Raw genomic sequence first — 20,395 nt, forward strand, 5'->3', positions numbered from 1 at the left:
GCCCCCAGCCTCGCACGCGCCGCCGACAGCGCGGCTATGCGGCGGTCTGTTCCGCCGGACGGGCCGGTGGCGCCCCGTCGGCGGCACGGTCGAGGCCCCCGTCGGGGCCCTGTGGGGGGAGGCCGCCGAGGCCGAGGAACCAGGTGGCCGCGAACCCGACGGCGTATCCGGTCAGCAGGCCGCCCGCGTAGATCGCCGCGGTGACGGCGAGGCTCCGGTTTCCGGACAGCAGCGGGAACAGGGCCAGTCCGGAGGGGCCGATGGCCGTCGAGCCGACCCGGTCGCCCAGCATCGAGAAGAAGCCGATGAAGGCGCCGCCCGCCGCTCCGCCCGCGCAGGCCGTGACGAAGGGACGGCCGAGGGGGAGCGAGACGCCGTAGATCAGGGGTTCGCCGACGCCGAGGAGACCGGCCGGGAGCGCCGATCTGATCGTCGTGCGCAGCGAGGTGTCGTGACGCAGCCGGACGTAGACCGCGAGGGCGGCCCCGACCTGGCCGGCGCCCGCCATGGCGAGCACGGGCAGCAGGACGGTGTAGCCCTGCTGCTCGATGAGCGTGGCGTGGACGGGGATGAGGGCCTGGTGCAGTCCGAGCATCACCAGGGGGAGGAACAGGGCGCCGAGGACGAGCCCGGCGAAGGCGCCCGTGGTGGAGAGCAGCCAGGTGGCGGAGGTCCCGATGGCGGCGGAGAGCCGGCCGGCCGTGTACATCAGCGCGTACAGCGTCACCAGGCCGGTCAGCAGCACGGTGAGGGTGGGGGTGACCAGGACGTCCAGGGTGGGCGGGACCCAGCTGCGGCACCACTTCTCCACGTACGTGCCGAGCAACGCCGCCGCCAGGGCGCCCAGGACGCCGCCCTGGCCGGGGGCGAGGGTGACGCCGAGGACGGTGACCTTCGCGACCCCCGCGTACACGACGACGGCGGCCACCGCGCCGCCGAGGACCGGGGTGCCGCCGAACACCTTGGCCGTGTTGTGTCCGACGAAGACGGCGATGAGCGCCATGAACCCGGCGGCGACGGCGGTCAGGGCGGGGGTGAGGCCCGTCAGCACGCCGAGGTTGACCAGCACGCCGTTGAGGCCGGCGATCACCCCGCAGCCGATCAGGGCGGGGATCAGGGGCACGAAGACGTCCGCGATCCGCCGCAGGAACAGCTTGAGGGGGGTGGCGTTGCGGCGGGCCCGGGCCGCCTTCAGCTCGGCCCCGCGCGCGCCGAGCAGGCCCGCGGTGTCCCCGGGGCCGGCGCCGGGCGGGACGGCCGGTGAGGTGGGGGCCCCGGGGCGGGCCCCGGGAGGGAACGAACGGTCCGCGGCGGCCGCGGGTTCGACGCCGTGCCGGGCGGGCGGTGCGGTGCTGCTCGCGGGAAGGGGGCCGGACGGTTCCGCGGTGGCGGCGGGGCCGAGGCCGGGACCGGCGGCCGCCAGCAGGGACTCGAACGCGGGTGTCACGCGGGCGACCGTGCCGGGGCCCAGCACGATCTGGTACGAGCCGCCGTCCGCGACCAGGCCGAGGACGGCGGGCAGGGCCCGCAGGCCCTCCTCGTCCACCAGGCCCCGGTCCCGCAGGCCCAGCCGGAGCCGGGTCATGCAGTGGGCGACGGTGAGGACGTTCGCGGGGCCGCCCACGAGGGGGAGGATCGCCGCTGCTGTGGTGGAGTCCGGTGTGCGCACCCCCCGAGCGTGCTGGTCAGCCGGCCGAAGCCGCCAGCGCGGCGCGCAGACGGCCCTCGGACTCCTCCAGAAGGCGGGCGGCGGTGGGGCCGTCCACGCCGCCGAGGATCGTCAGGATGGCGTTCTTCACCTCGCCGTCGGTGGCGGCGAGCGCGCGCTCGATCTCCTCGTCGGAGGCGCCGGTGGCGAGCGCGACGATCCGGCGGGAGCGCGCCCGCAGCTTCTCGTTCGAGGCCCGTACGTCGACCATCAGGTTCCCGTACGTCTTGCCGAGCCGGATCATCGTGATCGTCGAGAGCATGTTGAGGACGAGCTTCTGCGCGGTGCCGGACTTCAGCCGGGTCGAGCCCGTGAGCAGTTCGGGGCCGACCACGATCTCGATGCCGTGGTCCGCGGCGGAGGCGAGCGCGCTGTGCGCATTGCAGGACAGCCCGACCGTGAGCGCGCCCTGCTTGCGGGCGTGCTCGACCGCGCCGACGGCGTACGGGGTGCGGCCCGAGGCGGAGACGCCGACCACGGTGTCGTCGGCCGTCAGGGCGAGCGCGTCCAGGTCGGCCGCCGCGAGTTCCCGGGAGTCCTCGGCGCCCTCGACCGAGGTGACCATGGCGGTCGGGCCGCCCGCGATCACGCCGACGACCCGGGACGGATCGGTGTTGAACGTGGGCGGGCACTCCGAGGCGTCCAGGACGCCGAGGCGGCCCGCGGTGCCGGCGCCCGCGTAGACCAGGCGGCCCCCGCGGGCCATGCGCTCCGCGATGTCGTCGATCGCGGCGGCGATGAGCGGGAGCTGCGCGGCGACGGCCGCCGGCACCGTCGTGTCCTCCCCGTTCATGAGCCGCGCGATCTCCAGCGTGGGCAGACGGTCGATCTCCGAGAGTTCGGGGCGGAACGCCTCGGTGGTCAGCGTCTCCAGCTCCGCTCGGAGATCGCCGTGGTCGGGCATGGAGGTCATGGAGAGGCGGCTCTTTCCGATGAGGTCGGTCGTGCGGAGCGGCTACCGGCCGCCGCGCGGGGAGTGGCGGTGCGCCAGGGCCTCGTACGAGGCGGACAGCGCGGGTGCCGCCGTCTCGTAGGTGCGCTGGGCAACCCCCACGAACAGACAGTCCACCACCAGCAGTTGGCTGGTGCGCGACGACATGGCCGCCGGGCGCAGCTCGCTCTCGCGGGCGGTGGAGGTGGTGAGGACGTGGTCGGCGTACTGCGCGACCGGTCCGTTCGGACGGCCGGTGATCGCCACCGTCGTCGCGCCGTGCTCGAAGGCGACCCGCAGCGGTTCGATGACGTCGCCGGTCGAGCCGGAGTGCGTGATGGCTATCGCCACGTCCTTGCCGCGCAGTTGGACCGCGTTGGTCACCGCGAGGTGCGGGTCGCTGTGCGCGTGGACCATGAGCCCGATCCGCATGAGTTTCTGCAGGAGGTCCTGGGCGACGAGCCCGGAGGCGCCGACGCCGTAGATGTCGACGCGGCGGGCGGCGGCTATGGCGGCCACGGCGGCGCCGAGCTGGACCGTGTCGAGCGCGGCGGCGGTGTCGGCGAGGGTCTGCTGCTCGTCGTAGGCGAGTTTGGCCACGACGTCGGCGATGGGGTCGTCGACCGCTATGTCGGCGGTGACGGAGGGGGACCGGCCCGACTGCTGCTGGGCGGCGAGCCCGGCGAGCGCGAGACGCAGGTCCCGGTATCCGGGGTAGCCGAGGAGGCGGGCCGTGCGCACGACCGTGGCCTCGCTGGTGCCGGTGAGCTCGGCGAGTCCGGTGACCGTGAGGGCCGCGCAGCCGGCCGGGTCGCCGGCGACGGCCTCGGCGACCCGCTGCATGGAGCGCGTCATCGAGGGGACGAGGGTCCGCACCTTGGCCGCGAGGGCCGCGGGGGCGGGTGGCGCCTCCCTCGCGAAACTTTCCTTCACGTCATCGGTCACACCATGAAAGATATTTTCCTTTGGGGTGCACGGTCAAGGGTGCGCACAATGGGGACATGAACCCCACCGGCAGCCCCCTCGATCCCCTGGAGCAGGCGTTGCACGCGGCGCGCGCCCGTGTGCTCGCCGACCTGGTCGCGGGCCGGGTGGCCGAGGCGGACGTCGTCTCCCTGGTCGAGGACTCGGTGGTGCAGCGCCGTTGGTGGGTCGAGCAGTGGCCGGACGGCGTCGAGTTCGTCGCCGGGCTCGTCGCCCAGGACGTACAGGACGCGCTCCTGGAGCGGCACGGACGGTGGCCGCTGTGCCCGGTGTGCTCCGCCGGCGACCCGCACGCCCTGGAGGTCGAGCCCGAACTGGGCCCCGATCCGCACTGGGTGTGCCACCAGGCGGGCGTGAAGATCTCCCCGGTGGGCTCCCTCGGCTCGGCGACCGGAACGAACCCGCCCTCGTGACCGTCTACATCGACCCTCCCACCTGGCCGGGCCACGGCCGGGTGTGGTCCCACCTGATCAGCGACGTCTCCTACGACGAACTCCACGCGTTCGCCGGGGAACTGGGCGCGCCCCCGCGGGCCTTCGAGCGCGACCACTACGACATCCCCTCGCACCGCTACGCCGACGCGGTCGCCGCGGGCGCGGTGGAGGTCAGCAGCCGTGAGGTCGTACGACTGCTGCACGGAGCGGGACTGCGCCGCCGCAAGCGGACGCGGTGACCGGGCGGTCCCGGTGACCGGGCGGTCCCGCCCCGCGCGCCCGGATCCCGCGTGCCCGGGTCCCGCGCGGACTCAGGCCTCGCGGGAGTAGAGCCTCAAGGACTCGTCCATGCCGTGCAGTTCGCGGGCGGCCTTCTCCACGTCCTCGCCCGCCCGGGTGAAACCGGCGCGGGCGACGACCCGTTGCGAGGGGGCGTTCTCCCGCTCGATGGCGGCGAACAGGAGCTTGACGTCGTCGCGGGCGAGGGAGGACTCGGCCAGCGCGCACAGGGCCTCGGTGGCGTAGCCCCGGCCGCGGGCGTTCTCCGCGAGGTCGTAGCCGACCTCGGCGCGTCCCTCCTCGTCGGGCACGCCGTGGAAACCGATCGCGCCGACCGCGAGACCGTCCTCGCGCCGCACGAGCACGAACATCCCCCATTCCGGCCGGTGCACCCCCTTCTCGTAGGAGTTCACGACCGACCCGGCGGCCTCCCGGGTGCCGTGGAACGGGCCGCCCTCGATCCACTCGAAGCCGCCCGTGCCGCCGGCGCGCAGATCGGCGGCGGCGGCCGGGGTGACCCCCTGGAGGGTGAGCCGCTCGGTGCCGATCACCAGGTTGTTGCTCCAGCGCCACTCGGTGAGCGGCTCCCGGCCGGGCAGGGCGCCGCGCCCGGTGGCCCACAGGAGCGTGCTCCAGGGGGCGTCGGGCTCGGGCCGCACGTGCGGGAAGATCCGGGCGAGGGCCCAGGCGCACAGCTCGGCCGGCGGCTCGTAGGGCAGGCCGAGCCCCTCGGCGATGTCGTGCGTGTGCAGCAGGACCTCGGTGACCCCCATCGCGGCGAAGCCCTCGCGGTTCGCGCTGCGGAACGGGTACGGATGGAAGGCGCGCACCTCGCGGGGGGTCGTCCGGACCGTGGCGGAGAGCAGCCGGCCGGCCGCCTCGATCACGTCGATGACCCCGGCGACGCCGGTGCCCTCGTCCAGCTTGATCTCGAACGGCACGTACGCCGTGGTGGCCCGCGCCGCCAGACGGCCCGCGTACGCGATGAGATCGTCGGCGATGTGCTCGGCGGTCCGCCGGCAGCTCCATTCCAGCCGTCCCGCCCGGGCGCCGTCCCAGTCGCGTCCGGCCGCCGCCCGCAGCAGCGTCGCGCAGCTCGCGACGGCTTCCTCGACCTGGTCCCCACCCGTGTCAGTCATGCGGTCGACAATAGGGCGGAGCACGCCGCCGGGCCTACGGGATTACCCGGCGTCGCCCGTCAGCGCCGCCAGTTCCGCCTCCATGTTCCGGCGGGCCGGGCCGGCCCAGACGCGTTCCCCGTACGAGGTCCTGAACAGCCTCGGGAGACCCAGCAGTTGGCGCAGCACGGCCGCCCGGCCCGCGCGGAAGGCGTCGTCGGGGACGAAGGCGTACTCCTCGCGGACGGCGGCGGCGTAGGCGGCGTACGCGGCCGGGGGCGAGGCCAGGACCGCCAGGTCCGCGTCGCACAGGACGGCGCCGTCGGTGTCGTCGTCGGCGGGGTCGTGGGAGACGGTGAGCCGGACGAGCCGGGCGACCTCGGCCGTGCGGTCCGGGGCGACGCCCAGTTCGGCCAGCGCGCGTTCGGCGAGCTTGGCGGAGCGCTCCTCGTTCTCCGAGCGGTCCGGGAGGTACACGGCGTCGTGGAACCAGGCGGCCAGCCGCACGGCGGCCGGATCACCGGCGCGCTCCCCGTGGGCCTCCAGCACGTCGATGTGACCGAGGACCGCGAGGAGGTGGTCGGTGGTGTGGTACCGGCGCCGGGGTTCGGCCCAGCGGTCCAGGAGGTTCGCCCCGTAGGGCCCCGGCGCGGGGCCGGACCCGCCGTCGCCGTCACGCGCGGCCAGGACGGTGTCCGCCCAGCGCTTCGTCAGTTCCGCGCGGGCCGGGTGGCGGGTGCTCTCTGCTGCCATGGCGCCATTGTCCCCGCCGCGCGGCGGCCGTCGGCGTCGGCTCCGGACCACCGGCCGGAGGCGCGGCCGACCGGCTCCGGCGCACCGGCTCCGAATCCTTCGAACCGCCCGGCCAGGAGGCTCCGGCCCCTAGCGTGGAGGCATGATTCCTCACGACGCACACGATGAACGGGACCCGGAACTGCCCGGTCTGCTCCTGCGCACCGAGCGCGACGCGCTGATCCCGCTGCTGCGGGCCCGCCCGGAGGACGACTTCTCCCGTCCGACGGCCGGGTGTCCGGAGTGGACGGTGCGGGACGTGCTGGCGCACTGCTCGTCCGCGCTGATGCGGGTCGTGGAACGCCGCTACGAACCCGGGGTGTTCTCGCCCGAGGCCAACGACCGTGACATCGCCGAGCGCGCCGACTGGCCGACGGAACGGGTCATCGACGAACTGGAACGCGGGATGACCGAGGCGGGACCCGTGATCGCCCGTACCCGGGGCGCCGTCGACGCGGTCGCGCTCGGCGAGTGGATCCACGCCGGGGACGTGCGCGAGGCGTTCGGCGAACCGGGCGCCTACGCGGGGCCGGGACTGCCGCACGCCCTCCGTCTCTTGGCCCGCATCAGCCGCGAGCGCGACCTGGTGCCGCTGCACGCGGACCTCGACGACCTGGACGACCCGCTGCGCCTGGGCGGCGTCCCCGGGGACCGTCCCCCGGCCCGGTACATCGGCGGCGCCGCGACCCTCGTACGGCTGTGCTCGGGCCGGCCGGTCCCGGGGACGACGGTGTACGAGCTGGTGGGGGCGCGGGAGGAGGAGCTGAACCTGTTCGGGTGAACCAGCCGAACCGGTCGGCCGGTCCGCCCGTCGGGCGGACCGGCCGACCGGTTACTTGAGGTAGACCAGCCCGTCGGTCGTGACCGCGGGCCGCCCGGCGGTGCCGACGACCACGAGCTTCACCGTGTGCCTGGCGGCGGCGGTCCACGTCGTCGTCCAGACGGCGTCGCGGTACTTGGTCGTCGTCGACCTCAGATCCACGGTGACGGTCTTCTTGCCGTCCACGTAGACGTACACCTGGCCCGAGGTCGCGGCGCGCGAGACCACCAGGGCCGCCGAGCGGCCGGTGAAGGTCCAGCTCAGCGAGGCGTTCTTCGTGGAGCTGCCGTACGACCTGCCGCCCAGGTAGCTGCTCGACGACTTCGACGTCCAGGTGCCGGTCCTGGTGGCCGAACTCTCCTGGAGGATCACGGGGGTGCCGCTCACCGAGGCCGCGGCGGTGTTGCCGGCCCGGTCGTACGCGGTCATCCTCCAGGCCGTGGCGACACCGGACTTGGCGGTGAGGCTCGCGCTCGTGACCGTCGGGCCGTACGTCTTCGCGACCGGGGCGGTGAGACGCACCTCCTTCAGCCCGACCGTGTCGGTGGCCTTCCACTTCAGGGTGAGCGGGGCGGCCGTGGTGCTCACCGTGCCGGTGCGCAGGGCGAGGTTCGGCTTGGTGGAGAAGACGGGCGGCTTGGTGTCGGCGGGAGTGGTGGCCTTCGTGGTGGGCGAGGCGGTCGCGGTGGGGGTCGTGGCCTTCGTGGTGGGCGAGGTGGCCGTGGCGGGGGGCGTGACCCCCGCGGTGGGCGAGGGGGTCGCGGCGGGGGCGGTGGTCTCCGCGGTGGGGGAGGCGGTCGCGGCGGGGGTCGTCGCCTCCGTGGTGGGCGGGGCGGTCTCGGCGAGGACGGTGACGTCCGCGCTGACCGCGGTCCTGCCGGACTGGTGGACGCCCTGCACGGCGATCCGGTGGGTGCCCGGGGCCAGCTTCACCTCGGCGGAGGCGGCGGTGCCGGCGACGGTGGCCGCGACCTCGCCGTCGACCAGGACGTCGTACTCCCTGACCAGGGCGGCCGGGGTCGAGGCCGACCACTTCACGGTGACGGCGGTGTCGGCGGGGACGGTGGTGCCGGACGCGCCGGCGCCGGTGACCGAGTCCAGCGTGAGCCCCTCGACCGCTCCGCCCGCCCAGGCGCGGATCGTGGGCAGCAGGGCGTAGTAGGCGTCGCCCGGGCACACGGTGTTGTAGCCGTCGCGGTGGCCGTGGATGACGGGGAAGGCCATCCTGGCGCCCGCCGCCCACGTCTGGCGGAAGTAGTTCGGTCCGCTCGCGCCCGCGGTGAGGGTGGCGGTGCCCGTCGGGTCGACGCCGTACTGGCCGAGCTTCCAGGCGGCGAGCCGGGCGACCGAGGTCATCGCCTCCCTCGACGGCGCCACACTGCTGTAGTCACCGATGATCGCGATGCCCGTGGTCTCGGAGTTGAAGCCGTAGGCGTGCGCGCCCATCACCGGCCGGTCGACGCCGCCCTTGCGGCCCTCGTAGATCGTGCCGCACTTGTCGACGAGGAAGTTGTAGCCGATGTCCTTCCAGGTCAGCTGCTGCACGTCGTAGGTGTAGACGGCCCTGATGACGGCCGGGGCCTCGGCGCAGCCGTAGTCGCCGGAGGTGGCGGTGTGGTGCAGCACCACCGCCTTGATCCTCCCGCCCGGCAGGTAGCCGGGCTCCTCGGGGCTGATGGACTCGTCCGCTCCCCAGCCCGCGCGCGAGGTGATCGGCGGGCGGGGCGCGGTGGACTCCGGGGCCGGGGGCACCGTCGTCGACGCGCTCGCGGTCGGCGTGGCCGGGCCCGCGCCGGAGCCGGTCGGGGAGGGGCTCGCGCTCCCGGTGGACGGCTGCGTCTCCGTCTCCGTGGGCACGGCGGTGGCCGTCGGGTCGGACGAGGGCTCGGAGGTGAGGGGCGGGGAAGGGTCGGGTGAGGCAGTGTCCGCGGGGGCGTCCGTCGCGGGCGGGTCGTCCGTCGCGGGCGGGTCGTCCGTCACGGTCGGGTCGGCCGGGCCGGTCGGGTCGGACGGGTCCATCACGAACCCGGCGGGCTCCATCGGGGAGGCCGTACGGCCGCCGGGGTCGATCATGTCCAGCCGGAGGCCCTCGGGCAGCCGCTGGGACGGCCGGCCGGACATCCGCACCTCGACCCCGTCGGACGGGCCCACCCACGCCGGTGCGGTGCCGCCGCGGGACGCGCCCGGCTCGCCCTCGCCGCTGTCGCCGTCCAGCCGCAGCCACGCCGACCACGCGTGACCCGCCGTGCTCCGGGTCCGGACCTCGATGGTGCCGGTCACCCGTGCGGACGACTCGGCCCAGGTGATCCCGAGCATGCTGAAGGGCTCGGTGCTCCGCCGCTCCAGACGGGCGGAGGTGCCGCCGTCGGCCACGGTCAGCGCCGCGGTCCTCGCGCTCGCCCGGACGGGCCCGGAACCGCCGTCACCCTCGTTGCCGCCCGTGGCCCCCCGGACGACCAGCGTCCCGGACACCGCCGCGACCGCCAGAACGGCCGCGCCCCACCCACGTCGTCGCACTGCCCCGCCCTTTCACGTGAGCTTTACATGATCTCCATATGTGAGGAGGTTATATGAGAGTTCAACTATGGCGGGAGCGGTCCGGAGTTCGGGCGTGCGGGCTCACGGGGCCGGGAGTGGTCCGGAGGGGCGCCCCCGGCGCCCCCGCTCGCCGTGATCTTCTCGCGCCCCCGCTCCCACCCGCGTACTGTTGGATTGGACTAGACCTATAGCGGCCCAGGAGAAGAGGTCCGATGAGTGAGCGGAAGAGCGCGGTCCTGGAGGTGATCGCCCTCGGCGTGGAGGACGCGGTCGCCGCTCAGGCCGGCGGTGCCGACCGGCTGGAGCTGGTCACGGACATGGCGGCCGACGGGCTGACCCCGTCGGTGGAGACCTTCACCGGGATCCGCGCTTCCGTCGACATCCCGCTGCGCGTGATGCTGCGCCTGTCGGACGGTTTCTCGGCGGGCGGCGCGAAGGGCGTCGACGCCCTCGTGCGGGCCGCGGACGAGCTGCGGGAGGCCGGCGCGGACGAGTTCGTGCTCGGTTTCCTCGACGAGCACGGCGGCCCCGACCTGGCCGCCGTGGAACGGATCGTCGCCGCGCTGGACGGCGACCGCTGGACGTTCCACCGCGCGGTCGACCGTGCCGCCGACCGTGACGCCCTGCGCAAGCAGCTCGCGGACCTGCCCGGCCTCGACACCTATCTGACCGCCGGGTCCCCGGCGGGCGTCGACGACGGGCTCCCCGTCCTCGTGGCCGAGGCCGCTCGCCGCGGCGAACCGGGGTACGAGCCGCGGATCATGGTCGGCGGCGGTCTGCGCCTCGACCACCTGCCGGAGCTGCGCGCGGCGGGTCTCGACGCCTTCCACATCGGCGGTGCGGCACGTCCGGAAGGCTGGACGGGGCCGGTCTCGGCGGAAGCGGTACGGGAGTGGCGGACCGCCCTCGACGGCTAGGACCCGCCCGGCGCGCCGGGCGCCGTCCCCCTCGGTGTCCGCGCGACCGGTCCGGTCCGGCAGGTCACGGATCCATCTCCGCCGCGTAGTTGTTGTGTTGTGAGAGTCACGGGACGATCAACGAGCCGTTTTTTGCGTGCATATTTGATCGTGCCCCGGTCGGCTGGGGCATGACAATCAAACATATGTGCGTGCCGGCGAAAGCGGTGCGGCAGCACAGCAGCCTCAGGGGGACAAGGCTTCATGCCATCCATACGCAGCCGCACGCTCGCGGCAGCCGCGGCCGTGATCGCGGCCGTCATGATCACCACCACGGCCTGTGACGGCAAGAAGGACGACGAGGGGGCCGCCTCCCGGCCCTCGTCGTCCTCCCAGGCCGACAAGGGTGTCGACACCGGCCAGGACGACGGCTCCGTCTCGATCGGCGGCTACAAGCTGCCCTCGGGCGTTCCCACCGAACTCAGCGGTGCCGCCCTGGACAAGTGGAAGAACGGCGGGTGGCAGGACTACAGCAAGTGGGCCTCCGAGGCCGAGGACTTCGCCAACCCGTACATCAAGGACTTCTGGTCGCCGGAGAAGATGGCCGCGGCCAAGGCCAGCATCCCGGTCGCCCAGGCGGGCAGCACCAGTTCGGGCTCGGGCAGCGGCGCCACCTCCTACCTGCCCGACGGCAAGGTGAAGAAGCAGACCGCCGCCAAGGTCAAGAGCACCTACCACCGCTACGCGCCGCCCGTCGGCAAGATGTTCTTCTCCTCGCCCCAGGGCAACATGGTCTGCTCGGCCGCCGTCGTCACCGACCCGGCGCACCCCGGCAAGTCCAACCTGGTGTGGACCGCGGGCCACTGCGTGCACGCGGGCAAGGGCGGCGGCTGGTACCGCAACATCGCCTTCGTCCCCTCGTACAACAACAACGCCAACCTGAGCAACCGGCAGATCACCGACCCGCGCGCCAAGGCCGTCTCCCCGTACGGCATCTGGTGGGCCGACTGGGCCACCACCTCCTCCCAGTGGATCAAGGGCGGCGCCCACACGGGCAACGCGGCCTCCGGGTACGACTACGCCGTGCTCCACGTCAAGCCCGAGAACGGCGGCAAGTCCCTCCAGGAGCGGCTCGGTTCGGCCCTGCCGGTGTGGTTCGGCGCCCCGGCCGCCAACAAGGTCAAGTCCATGCAGGTCCGCGGCTACCCGGCCGAGGCGCCCTACGACGGCTCGAAGATGTACGACTGCCACGGCGCCAGCAAGCGGTTCGTGCTCGCGAGCAACGTCCCCGCCCAGTTCATGATCGGCTGCACCATGAACGGCGGCGCGTCCGGCGGGCCTTGGTTCATGAGCCACAACGGCCGGACCTACCTGGTCTCCAACAACTCCCTGAGCGACCGCAAGACGTTCATCACCGGGCCGCGCCTCGGCGCGAACGCCAAGCAGGTCTACCTGGCGACCAGCAACAAGTTCAAGTAGCCCTTCGTACAACGCGGTTCACGGCCCCCGGCATCCGTGCCGGGGGCCGTCGGCGTCCGCGCCCGGGGCCCGTCGGGCCGAGGTCAGGCCAGTTCGGCCGGGAGCGGCGCCGCGTGCGTCACGATCAGACCCGAGACCGCACGGGTGAGCGCCACGTACAGCCGGCGCAGCCCGGTGCGCCCGTCCGGCTCGCCGTCGACGACCGCCCGGGGCTCGTCCAGCACCACGTAGTCGTACTCCAGGCCCTTGGCGAGCGAGGCCGGCACCAGGGTCAGCCGGGTCTCGGCCGTCGTCTCCTCGCCCGGACCGAGATACGTCCGCCCGGCCGCCGTCAGCGCCTCGGCCAGCACGGGGATCCGGGCGTCGGCCGCGATCAGCCCGACCGATCCCTCCCGGCCCAGCAACTCCTCCACCGTGCCCAGGACCCCGGCGTCCTCCGTGCTCGAGCGCACCTCGAAGAAGCCGGGGTTCTCCCGCACCGAGGCGACCGGCGCGAGACCGGGCGCGATGTGCGGCAGCAGCCGGGACGCGTAGGTGATGACGTCCGTGGGGACGCGGAAACCCGCGGTCAGCTCCTCGACGACCGCGTCGCCCTTGCCCAGGTGACCGAGGGCCTCCTCCCAGCTCCGGGTCGCCCACGGGGTGGTCCCCTGCGCCAGGTCGCCGAGCACGGTCGCCGACCCCGTCGTGCAGCGCCGTCCCACGGCGCGGTACTGCATCGGGGAGAGGTCCTGGGCCTCGTCGAGCACCACGTGCCCGAGGGAGTGCGTGCGCTGGACCAGGTCCGTCGCCTCGTCGATCAGCACGGCGTCGGCGGCCGACCACTTCGCGCTCTTCACGCTGCGCACCGGCTTCGCCCAGAGGATCTCCTTCTGCTCGGCCTCGTCCAGCAGCCCCTCCGCGTGCGCGGCGAGGAAGTCGGCGTCGGTGAGCAGCCGGAGCACGAGCTTGGCGGGGTCGACCTGCGGCCAGATCGCCTTGACGGCGGCCTTCACGGCGGCGTTGCGGGCGACGGCGTCCTGCACCCGGTCGTCCGGGGCTTCCCCGGAGCGCTCCATCTGGACCAGCACGGCGTGCGCGATCCGCTGCGGGAGGGCCTGGTGGGCCGCGCCGTACCGGATGTCCCGGTCGAGCAGCTCCCGCACGATCTCCTCGAGCTCGTACGCCGGGACGCGCCAGCGCCGCGAGCCCCTGACCACGACCACCGGCTCGGCCGGGATCGTCACGTGCGAGCGCACGGCCCGGCGCAGCACCTCGGCCATCCGGGCGTCGCCCTTGATCACGGCCGCGGCCGCGTCGTCGCTCCCGCGCACCTCGACATGGGCGACGAGGTCGTCGACGGTCGCCTGCTTGACCTCCAGCTCGCCGAGCGCGGGCAGGACCTGCTCGATGTAGTGCAGGAAGGACTTGTTCGGCCCGATCACCAGGGTGCCGGTGCGGGCGAGCCGTTCCCGGTGCGCGTACAGCAGGTACGCGACCCGGTGCAGGCCCACGGCGGTCTTCCCGGTGCCGGGGCCTCCCTGCACGCAGACCGAGCCGGACAGCCCGGACCGTACGATCTCGTCCTGCTCGGGCTGGATGGTCGCCACGATGTCGCGCATCGGACCGACGCGCGGGCGCTCGATCTCCTGCTGGAGCAGCTTGCTGGTGGCCGCCGTCTCGGCCGGGTCGGAGAGGTGCTCGTCCTCGTAGGCCGTGAGGTCGCCGCCGGTGTAGCCGAAGCGGCGGCGCAGCCCGATGTCCATCGGGTCCTTCTTCGAGGCCCGGTAGAACGGCTGGGACACCGGCGCGCGCCAGTCGATGACCATCGGGTCGCCGTCGGCGTCGTGGACGTGCCGTCGTCCGATGTAGAACCGCTCGCCCTCGGCGCCCTCCGCCAGGTCGGAGCCCGGTGCGTGCAGATAGTCGAGCCGCCCGAAGAACAGCGGGGTGTGGCTGAGGTCGGCGAGGGCCTTGATGCGCTCGGTGATCTGCCGGTGCAGCACCTCGGCGTTCACCCAGTTCGCGGTGACGTCGCGGATGTCGAGGTTCTCCGCGTCCTCGCGCATCGCGCGGAGCGCCGAACGGGACTCGGTGAGGTGGGAGCGCTCGCGGGCCAGGGGGTCGTCGGACGCGGACGGGGCGCCGGACGGACGGTCGGACAGGGTGGACACGGGGAATTGCCTCCGGGAAACCTGCGGTGGGGGTGCTGCGGGAGTGCCGCGGTGCTCGGGCGGTGCTGCGCGAGTGGTGCAGTTCGTGAATCGCTTCGGATTCCGTCGAGAATCCGTCGGGAATTCCTACGGAATCCGGTGTGAATCCGGGTGCCGTCCGGTTTCCGGCCGGACGGCGGCACTCCGTGAAGGGAGGCGGGCAAGACCGAAGATTCTAGGCGACCTGTGGATGCCGGGGCCAATGGTTTTTCCGGGGCCCGCGCGCCGTTTCGGGGCCGGGCGCCGGGGCCCCTAGGGGGCGGGGTCCGTCGTGAGGCGTACGGCGGACGGGCCGGAGCCGTACCTGAGAGGTGGCGAGGTTCGGTCCGGGGACCGACGCCGTTCGGGTCGGGTGCCCGCACCATGGAGATATGAGCGCAGCCACTTTCACCCCAGGTCCTGCCCATCCCGGGCCCGTCGCGCGCGGCGCGACGGCCGTCACCTCCGTCCGCCACCACTACCGTCTCGGCGACGCCCTGAAGGCCGTCAAGGTCTTCGGGCGCGCGGCCATCGGTGTCGTCCTGCTCGGCGAGTACGGCGAAGAAGCGGGCGTCCGGCGCCACTGAGGCCCCGGGCGACCCGCGCGTCCACCCCTCCTCCGACAGACGGCTCGGCCCCGTCCGCCCACTCCTGGGGCTCCGCCCCGGACCCCGCTCCTCGAACGCCGGAGGGGCTGGATCTTCCCCGGCCGGGGCTGGAATCGCCCCGCCCGTGACGGCTACTCGGTGTCCGCCAGCACCTCGTCGGCGTCCATGATCCGGTAGGCGTAGCCCTGTTCCGCCAGGAAGCGCTGGCGGTGGGCGGCGAAGTCCTGGTCGATCGTGTCGCGGGCGACCACGGAGTAGAAGTGGGCCTGGTGACCGTCGGCCTTGGGGCGCAGGACGCGGCCGAGGCGCTGGGCCTCCTCCTGGCGGGAGCCGAAGGTGCCCGAGACCTGGATGGCCACCGTGGCCTCCGGCAGGTCGATGGAGAAGTTGGCGACCTTGGACACGACGAGCACGCTGATCTCGCCCTCCCGGAAGGCGTCGAACAGCTTCTCCCGCTGGGCGTTGCTGGTCTCGCCCTTGATCACGGGCGCGTTCAGGTGCTCGCCCAGCTCGTCCAGCTGGTCGATGTACTGGCCGATCACGAGGATCTGCTGCCCGGCGAACCTGCGGACCAGCGCCTCGGTCACCTTCCGCTTGGTCGCGGTGGTGGCGCAGAAGCGGTACTTCTCCTCGTTCTCGGCGGTGGCGTACGCGAGCCGCTCGGAGTCGGTGAGGTTCACCCGCACCTCGACGCAGTCGGCCGGCGCGATGTAGCCCTGCGCCTCGATCTCCTTCCAGGGCGCGTCGAACCGCTTGGGCCCGATGAGCGAGAAGACGTCCGACTCGCGTCCGTCCTCCCGCACCAGCGTGGCGGTCAGCCCCAGCCGGCGCCGGGCCTGGAGGTCCGCGGTGAACTTGAAGACCGGGGCGGGCAGCAGGTGCACCTCGTCGTAGAGGATCAGGCCCCAGTCGCGGGAGTCGAAGAGCTCCAGGTGCGGGTAGACGCCCTTCCGCCGGGTCGTCAGCACCTGGTAGGTGGCGATGGTGACCGGGCGGATCTCCTTGCGGGTGCCGCTGTACTCGCCGATCTCGTCCTCGGTCAGCGAGGTCCGCTTCACCAGTTCGTGCTTCCACTGCCGGGCGGAGACGGTGTTGGTGACGAGGATGAGCGTGGTCGCCTTGGCCTCGGCCATGGCACCGGCCCCGACGAGCGTCTTGCCCGCGCCGCAGGGCAGCACGACCACGCCGGAGCCGCCGTGCCAGAAGTTCTCCACGGCCTGGCGCTGGTAGGGCCGCAGCGCCCAGCCGGTCTCGTCGAGCTCGATGGCGTGCGCCTCGCCGTCGACGTACCCGGCGAGGTCCTCGGCCGGCCAGCCCAGCTTCAGCAGGGTCTGCTTGATCTGACCGCGCTCGGAGGGGTGCACGGCCACGGTGTCCGGGTCGATCCGGGCGCCGACGAGCGGGGCGATCCGCTTGGAGCGCAGCACCTCCTCGAGGACGGGCCGGTCGGTGGTGGTCAGGACGAGCCCGTGGGCCGGGTGCTTGCTCAGCGTCAGCCGTCCGTAGCGGTCCATCGTCTCCGCGATGTCCACGAGCAGCGCGTGCGGGACCGGATAGCGGCTGAACTCCACCAGGGCGTCCACGACCTGCTCGGCGTCGTGCCCGGCGGCCCGCGCGTTCCACAGGCCGAGCGGGGTCACCCGGTAGGTGTGGATGTGCTCGGGAGCCCGCTCCAGCTCGGCGAAGGGGGCGATGGCCCGACGGCAGGCGTCGGCCAGATCGTGATCGACTTCCAGCAGAAGCGTTTTGTCGGACTGGACGATGAGGGGTCCGTTCACACCCGTCCCTTTCTGCGTGGCGGCACCCGGCGCGGATGCTCGGCCAAACGTCCAGTGTGCCCTACCGGCGGATGGTCAGGACTGGTCCTCCGCCAGCTCCGCGACCCCCGTGACCCGGTGCAGCGGATAGGTCCGGACCTCGTCCGCCGTGTGGTCGTACGCCGTCACGAAGCCGCCCTCGACCCGGATGGGGGCGATGACGCGCTGGCTGGCCGCGCCCTCGGCGTTGACGTAGCCGATCCACACCGCCTCGCCCGTCATCACGGCGGCCTGCATGGTCGCCAGGGTCTCGGCGGAGCTGGTGCGGGGCAGGGTGCCGTCGCCGGGGCGGCCGGCGGCCGGGTCCTCCTTGCGCGGGGCCGTGGAGGCGAGGTCCCCGGCCCGGATCGCGCGGATCGCGGCACCGAGGAGCGTGGCGTCGGGGACCGGCGGGCCGTCCGGGACGGGCTCGGGAGCCTGGCGCGGCGGGGTGCGGTGGGCGTGCGCCCGGCTGATCAGCACGTCGCCCTCCGCCGACTCGGCGGCCGGCGCGAAGCCCATCGTCCGCAGACCGGCGAGGAGGGTCGTGGGGTCGGCCTGCGCGACCAGCACCGTCGGCGCGATCCGCCGCAGCCCGAACTCCTGGGACCGCTTGTCGGCGAGGATCTCGTTGAGCACCGCCTCGTCGTCGCAGCGCACGTACGCCGACGCCGCCCCGATCCGCAGGTGGCCGTGCCGGCGCGCCATGTCGTCGATCAGATAGGCCAGCGGCTGCGGGACCGGCGTACGGGAATGGGCCGCGAGGAAGGCGTGCAGGTCGGACGCCGAACGGCCCGCGTCGAGGGATCGGCGCACCGAGGCCGGGGTGAAGCGGTAGACCGTCGCGCCGCCCTTGGACTCGACGTCCGCGAGCACCCCGAGCGTGTCGGCCAGCGGACGCTCCAGCGGGCCGGGAGCCACCGCCGTCAGGTCGGCCTGGAGCAGGACGTGGTCGAGCGGCTCGGGCAGCAGGGGCGCGAGGAGTGCGACGGCCCGGGCCGTCGCCGCGGCCTGCTCGGCGGGGGAGTGCGGCGGCGGAGCGGTCACGGGAGGGACGGCGCGCCGCTTGTGGTGGGCGGGAAGCTTGTCGCCCGGGCCGGACGGCTCCGTCGCCGTCGCGCCCGCCGGGGCGGGCAGGCCGAGGAGCGCCCGCCCCTGCGCGGACAGTGCGCCCCGGCCGGTCACCCCGAGCAGTTCCGCCTCGGACAGCGTCCAGCGGGCCAGCCGGGCCCGGAGGTCGTCCGGCGCGGGCCGGACGGCGCGCGAGGGCCGTTCCCAGTGCAGCCGGGCGAGGAGCGAGTCCGCGTCGGGGGAGGCGCCCTCGGGGAGCCCGGCGAGCAGGGTGAGGACGCGGTGGCGGACCTCGGGCGCCGACGAGCGGTCGAGGCCGGGACCGAGCGCCGAGAGCGTACGGTCCTTCGCGTCCCGTCCGCCGACCAGACCGGCCGTGCGGGTCGCCGCGAGCCACGCCGAGGCGAGCCGCGCCCAGCGCTCCGCGGCGGGCAGCTCCAGCCACGTGTCGTAGGCCGGTGTCGCCGCGTACCGTTCGTCCGCCTCGCCGTCCGACGCCACCAGGCCCGCCGCGTAGGCGAGTTCGACCCAGAAGGCGGCGACCGGTTCGGGGACGTCGAGCGCCACCGCCGTCCGCTTCAGGTCCCGCACGCTCAGGCCGCCCGCGCGCAGCACGGGCGGACCGCCCTCGTGCCAGTCCTTCAGCAGCTCCTCGACGGTCGCCAGCGTCGTGTACGCCTGACCGGCCGCGGCGGTGTCCACGGCCCCCGGGCCGTGGACCGTCGCGGCCTCGACCGCGGGGGCCACCGGCTGCGTCACCCGGTGCGCGCGGCCCGCCCGCAGGTGCAGGGCGACCTCCCGGGGCAGGACGACCGTGCCGGGCGCCGTCGGCAGCAGCAGGCCCCGCGCGATCAGCCAGCGCAGATGGGGTGCGGGTTCGGCCGTCACCTGTCCGTACGGCGGCCCCCACACCAGCCGGGACAGCACCTCCACCGCCTCGGCGGGCGCCTCGTCGAGCAGCGCCGACATCCGGCTCCGGTCGGAGAACAGGGCACTGAGCGAGGCGACCGCCGACACCGAGTCATGGGTGGTGGCCAGCCCCGCCGCGGTCACGATCTCCTGGATGCGCCCCGGCGACATGCCCGCGGTGGCCTCGCCGACCGTCGGCCCGAGCCCCGTCGGGGACGGGTGCTGCGGGGACGGCGCGAGCAGCTCACGTGCCGTGCGCACGAGCCGGAGCCGGTCGTCGGCCCCCCACAGGAGCGCCTGTTCGCGCAGGGTGGCGAGCGCGTGCGGGAAGGCCGCCGTCGCCGCCGGGTCGCCGTCGTCGCCCGCCAGCAGCCCGAGCAGTTCGTCGTACGTCGCCGGTTCCCGCGCCACGGCCAGGGCCTCCGCCGTCTGTAGCGTGAAACGGTCCAGACGCTCCAGGGCGCGCACGACCGACGCCCGGGTACCCGCCCGTGTGGCCAGCTGGGTGAGGTCCGTGGGGACGGGGGTGATCAGGTCCGGCCGGGACCGCAGGAGGGCGGACAGGGAGGCGTCGTCCCGCGCGCGGAGGGCTTCCGCCAGGGACCGCGGGGCGGTCGTCTCGGGGCTCATCCTGTCAACGGTAGCGGGTGGCACGCTCCCCGGGCCCGGCCCCCGGCCGGTGAACCGCCCGTCGGCCGCGCGATCCCGGGGCGGTGGACGTCGTACGGCTGCCCGAGGCCCGGGCGGGGCGCTCCCGCGCCCGGGAGAACCGGTACCTTCGTCCCGCACGGGGTATTCAACGCACGCGCCCCGGAGGGGACTTCGTGGGGATCGAGAGCGACCAGCTGGTCTTCGACTATCTGAGCCGGGTCGGTGACCTGGCCCAGCAGCGGCAGTTGCCGTCGGCGACCCGCATGCGCCTGGTCACGGAACTGCGCGAGGAGATCGGCCGCCGCCGGGCCGGAGCCGGTGGCGACAGCCCCGCCGCCGTCCGCCGCATCCTCGACCGCCTCGGCACCCCCGACGAGGTCGTCGCGGCGGCCGGACGGGACACCGGCGGCGCCGGGGCCGACGGCCGGACCCGGGCCGCCCTGCCGTCCCAGCGCGCCGCCGAACCGGAGGAGCGCCCCAGGAAACCGCGCCGCGTCGTCCCCCGCCCCCGCCCGGCCCCGGAGCGGCCCGCCGACGGCGCCGGGGCCGGCATGCCGTCCCCGCCCCATCTGGCGAGCGCGGCGGAACTGGGCGACAGCGCGACCCGGCCCGACTGGTGGCGTGCCACCGACAGCCCCTTCGGACTGGGCGACAGCGTGCCGGGGTTCGTCGGCGGCGTGGAGATCCCCGAACTGCTCAAGCCGCCCCCGGGCGACGGGGACGAGGACGGCGGACCCGGGGAAGGGACGGACCCGGCGAAGGGGACGGCCGCCGCACCGGGCCCCGAGGACGAGCCGGCCGCCGAGGCCGGCGTCGCGCGCCGCTCCTTCCGCCGTCTCCTCCCGCGCCCCGGCGGTTACACCAATCCGCTGCTCCTGCTCGCCGCCGCCCTCCTCGTGGCCGGCGCCGTCCTCGGCAGCTGGTTCGCGCTCGGCCTCGGCTGGCTGATCGCCTACGGCTCGCGCCGGCTGACCCGGGCGGAGTCGAAGTGGGCCGTCCTCGTCCTGCCGGGGCTGTCCGCCACGGCAGGAATCGTCTGGCTCTGGGGCCGTGCGAACGGCCGCTGGGGCGATCCCGTAGCCGAGGGTCACATGAACGAGGCGATGGCCCAGACCTGGCCCTTCGTCGTCCGCGGCGCGGCGGTCGCCTCGGCCCTGTACCTCGTCTGGCGCTCCCAGCGCGGCCGCTGACCCCGGGCCCGGGAAAAGGC

The 20,395-nt window shown here is 74.2% G+C and carries 16 protein-coding genes; 7 read left to right on the forward strand and 9 right to left on the reverse strand.

From position 1 onward, the window contains the following. Positions 1–34: 34 nt before the first annotated feature. From CW362_RS20740 to CW362_RS20750, 3 genes are read right to left on the reverse strand one after another with little or no spacing between them, the layout of a single operon-like run. Positions 35–1,669: a PTS transporter subunit EIIC gene (locus CW362_RS20740; RefSeq protein WP_103550997.1), complete on the reverse strand. Its 1,635-nt coding sequence runs from the start codon at positions 1,667–1,669 to the stop codon at positions 35–37. Between the two features lie 16 nt (positions 1,670–1,685). Then, positions 1,686–2,621, reverse strand: coding sequence for an N-acetylmuramic acid 6-phosphate etherase (gene murQ, locus CW362_RS20745; RefSeq protein ID WP_103550998.1), 936 nt, complete (start codon positions 2,619–2,621; stop codon positions 1,686–1,688). A gap of 42 nt (positions 2,622–2,663) precedes the next feature. Beyond that, on the reverse strand, positions 2,664–3,584 hold the full coding sequence (locus tag CW362_RS20750) for a MurR/RpiR family transcriptional regulator (protein WP_103550999.1): 921 nt from the start codon (positions 3,582–3,584) through the stop codon (positions 2,664–2,666). A gap of 56 nt (positions 3,585–3,640) precedes the next feature. Between CW362_RS20750 and CW362_RS20755 the strand changes: the two genes are divergently transcribed. Both CW362_RS20755 and CW362_RS20760 read left to right on the forward strand, forming a co-directional pair. Further along, on the forward strand, positions 3,641–4,036 hold the full coding sequence (locus tag CW362_RS20755) for a hypothetical protein (RefSeq protein WP_103551000.1): 396 nt from the start codon (positions 3,641–3,643) through the stop codon (positions 4,034–4,036). Next, positions 4,033–4,296, forward strand: a complete 264-nt coding sequence (locus CW362_RS20760; protein ID WP_103551001.1) for a DUF4031 domain-containing protein — start codon at positions 4,033–4,035, stop codon at positions 4,294–4,296. The genes CW362_RS20755 and CW362_RS20760 overlap by 4 nt, the downstream gene beginning before the upstream one ends. Positions 4,297–4,368: 72 nt before the next feature. Here the strand turns inward: CW362_RS20760 and CW362_RS20765 are convergent, their stop codons facing one another. Together CW362_RS20765 and CW362_RS20770 are read right to left on the reverse strand one after the other, a co-directional pair. Further along, a complete protein-coding gene (locus CW362_RS20765) occupies positions 4,369–5,475 on the reverse strand; it encodes a GNAT family N-acetyltransferase (RefSeq protein ID WP_103551002.1) in 1,107 nt (368 codons plus the stop codon). Positions 5,476–5,517: 42 nt separating this feature from the next. After that, on the reverse strand, positions 5,518–6,207 hold the full coding sequence (locus CW362_RS20770) for an HD domain-containing protein (RefSeq protein ID WP_103551003.1): 690 nt from the start codon (positions 6,205–6,207) through the stop codon (positions 5,518–5,520). Between the two features lie 142 nt (positions 6,208–6,349). Between CW362_RS20770 and CW362_RS20775 the strand changes: the two genes are divergently transcribed. Beyond that, a complete protein-coding gene (locus CW362_RS20775; RefSeq protein ID WP_103551004.1) occupies positions 6,350–7,027 on the forward strand; it encodes a maleylpyruvate isomerase family mycothiol-dependent enzyme in 678 nt (225 codons plus the stop codon). Between the two features lie 51 nt (positions 7,028–7,078). Here CW362_RS20775 and CW362_RS20780 read toward each other — a convergent pair whose 3' ends face one another. After that, the gene (locus CW362_RS20780; protein ID WP_240657939.1) at positions 7,079–9,583 is read right to left on the reverse strand and encodes a peptidoglycan recognition protein family protein; all 2,505 of its coding nucleotides are present in this window, start codon (positions 9,581–9,583) and stop codon (positions 7,079–7,081) included. 233 nt (positions 9,584–9,816) lie between these two features. Between CW362_RS20780 and CW362_RS20785 the strand changes: the two genes are divergently transcribed. Both CW362_RS20785 and CW362_RS20790 read left to right on the forward strand, forming a co-directional pair. After that, on the forward strand, positions 9,817–10,521 hold the full coding sequence (locus CW362_RS20785; protein WP_103551006.1) for a copper homeostasis protein CutC: 705 nt from the start codon (positions 9,817–9,819) through the stop codon (positions 10,519–10,521). Positions 10,522–10,764: 243 nt separating this feature from the next. Further along, complete coding sequence (locus CW362_RS20790; RefSeq protein WP_103551007.1) at positions 10,765–11,979, forward strand: trypsin-like serine peptidase; 1,215 nt, start codon at positions 10,765–10,767, stop codon at positions 11,977–11,979. Between the two features lie 83 nt (positions 11,980–12,062). Here CW362_RS20790 and CW362_RS20795 read toward each other — a convergent pair whose 3' ends face one another. Continuing rightward, positions 12,063–14,132: a HelD family protein gene (locus CW362_RS20795; protein ID WP_206301007.1), complete on the reverse strand. Its 2,070-nt coding sequence runs from the start codon at positions 14,130–14,132 to the stop codon at positions 12,063–12,065. 410 nt (positions 14,133–14,542) lie between these two features. On the opposite strand from CW362_RS20795, the gene CW362_RS20800 reads away from it, so the two are divergent. Continuing rightward, the gene (locus tag CW362_RS20800; protein WP_103551008.1) at positions 14,543–14,737 is read left to right on the forward strand and encodes a hypothetical protein; all 195 of its coding nucleotides are present in this window, start codon (positions 14,543–14,545) and stop codon (positions 14,735–14,737) included. Between the two features lie 152 nt (positions 14,738–14,889). Here the strand turns inward: CW362_RS20800 and CW362_RS20805 are convergent, their stop codons facing one another. Both CW362_RS20805 and CW362_RS20810 read right to left on the reverse strand, forming a co-directional pair. Next, positions 14,890–16,536 (reverse strand): DNA repair helicase XPB, encoded by a 1,647-nt coding sequence (locus CW362_RS20805; protein ID WP_103551009.1) that lies wholly within the window; start codon positions 16,534–16,536, stop codon positions 14,890–14,892. A gap of 75 nt (positions 16,537–16,611) precedes the next feature. Further along, complete coding sequence (locus tag CW362_RS20810) at positions 16,612–19,164, reverse strand: helicase C-terminal domain-containing protein (RefSeq protein ID WP_103551010.1); 2,553 nt, start codon at positions 19,162–19,164, stop codon at positions 16,612–16,614. Between the two features lie 194 nt (positions 19,165–19,358). On the opposite strand from CW362_RS20810, the gene CW362_RS20815 reads away from it, so the two are divergent. Continuing rightward, complete coding sequence (locus CW362_RS20815) at positions 19,359–20,375, forward strand: hypothetical protein (RefSeq protein WP_103551011.1); 1,017 nt, start codon at positions 19,359–19,361, stop codon at positions 20,373–20,375. The last annotated feature ends 20 nt before the right edge of the window (positions 20,376–20,395 follow it).

Source organism: Streptomyces populi (assembly GCF_002911015.1).
GTDB classification, from domain to species: Bacteria; Actinomycetota; Actinomycetes; order Streptomycetales; family Streptomycetaceae; genus Streptomyces; species Streptomyces populi.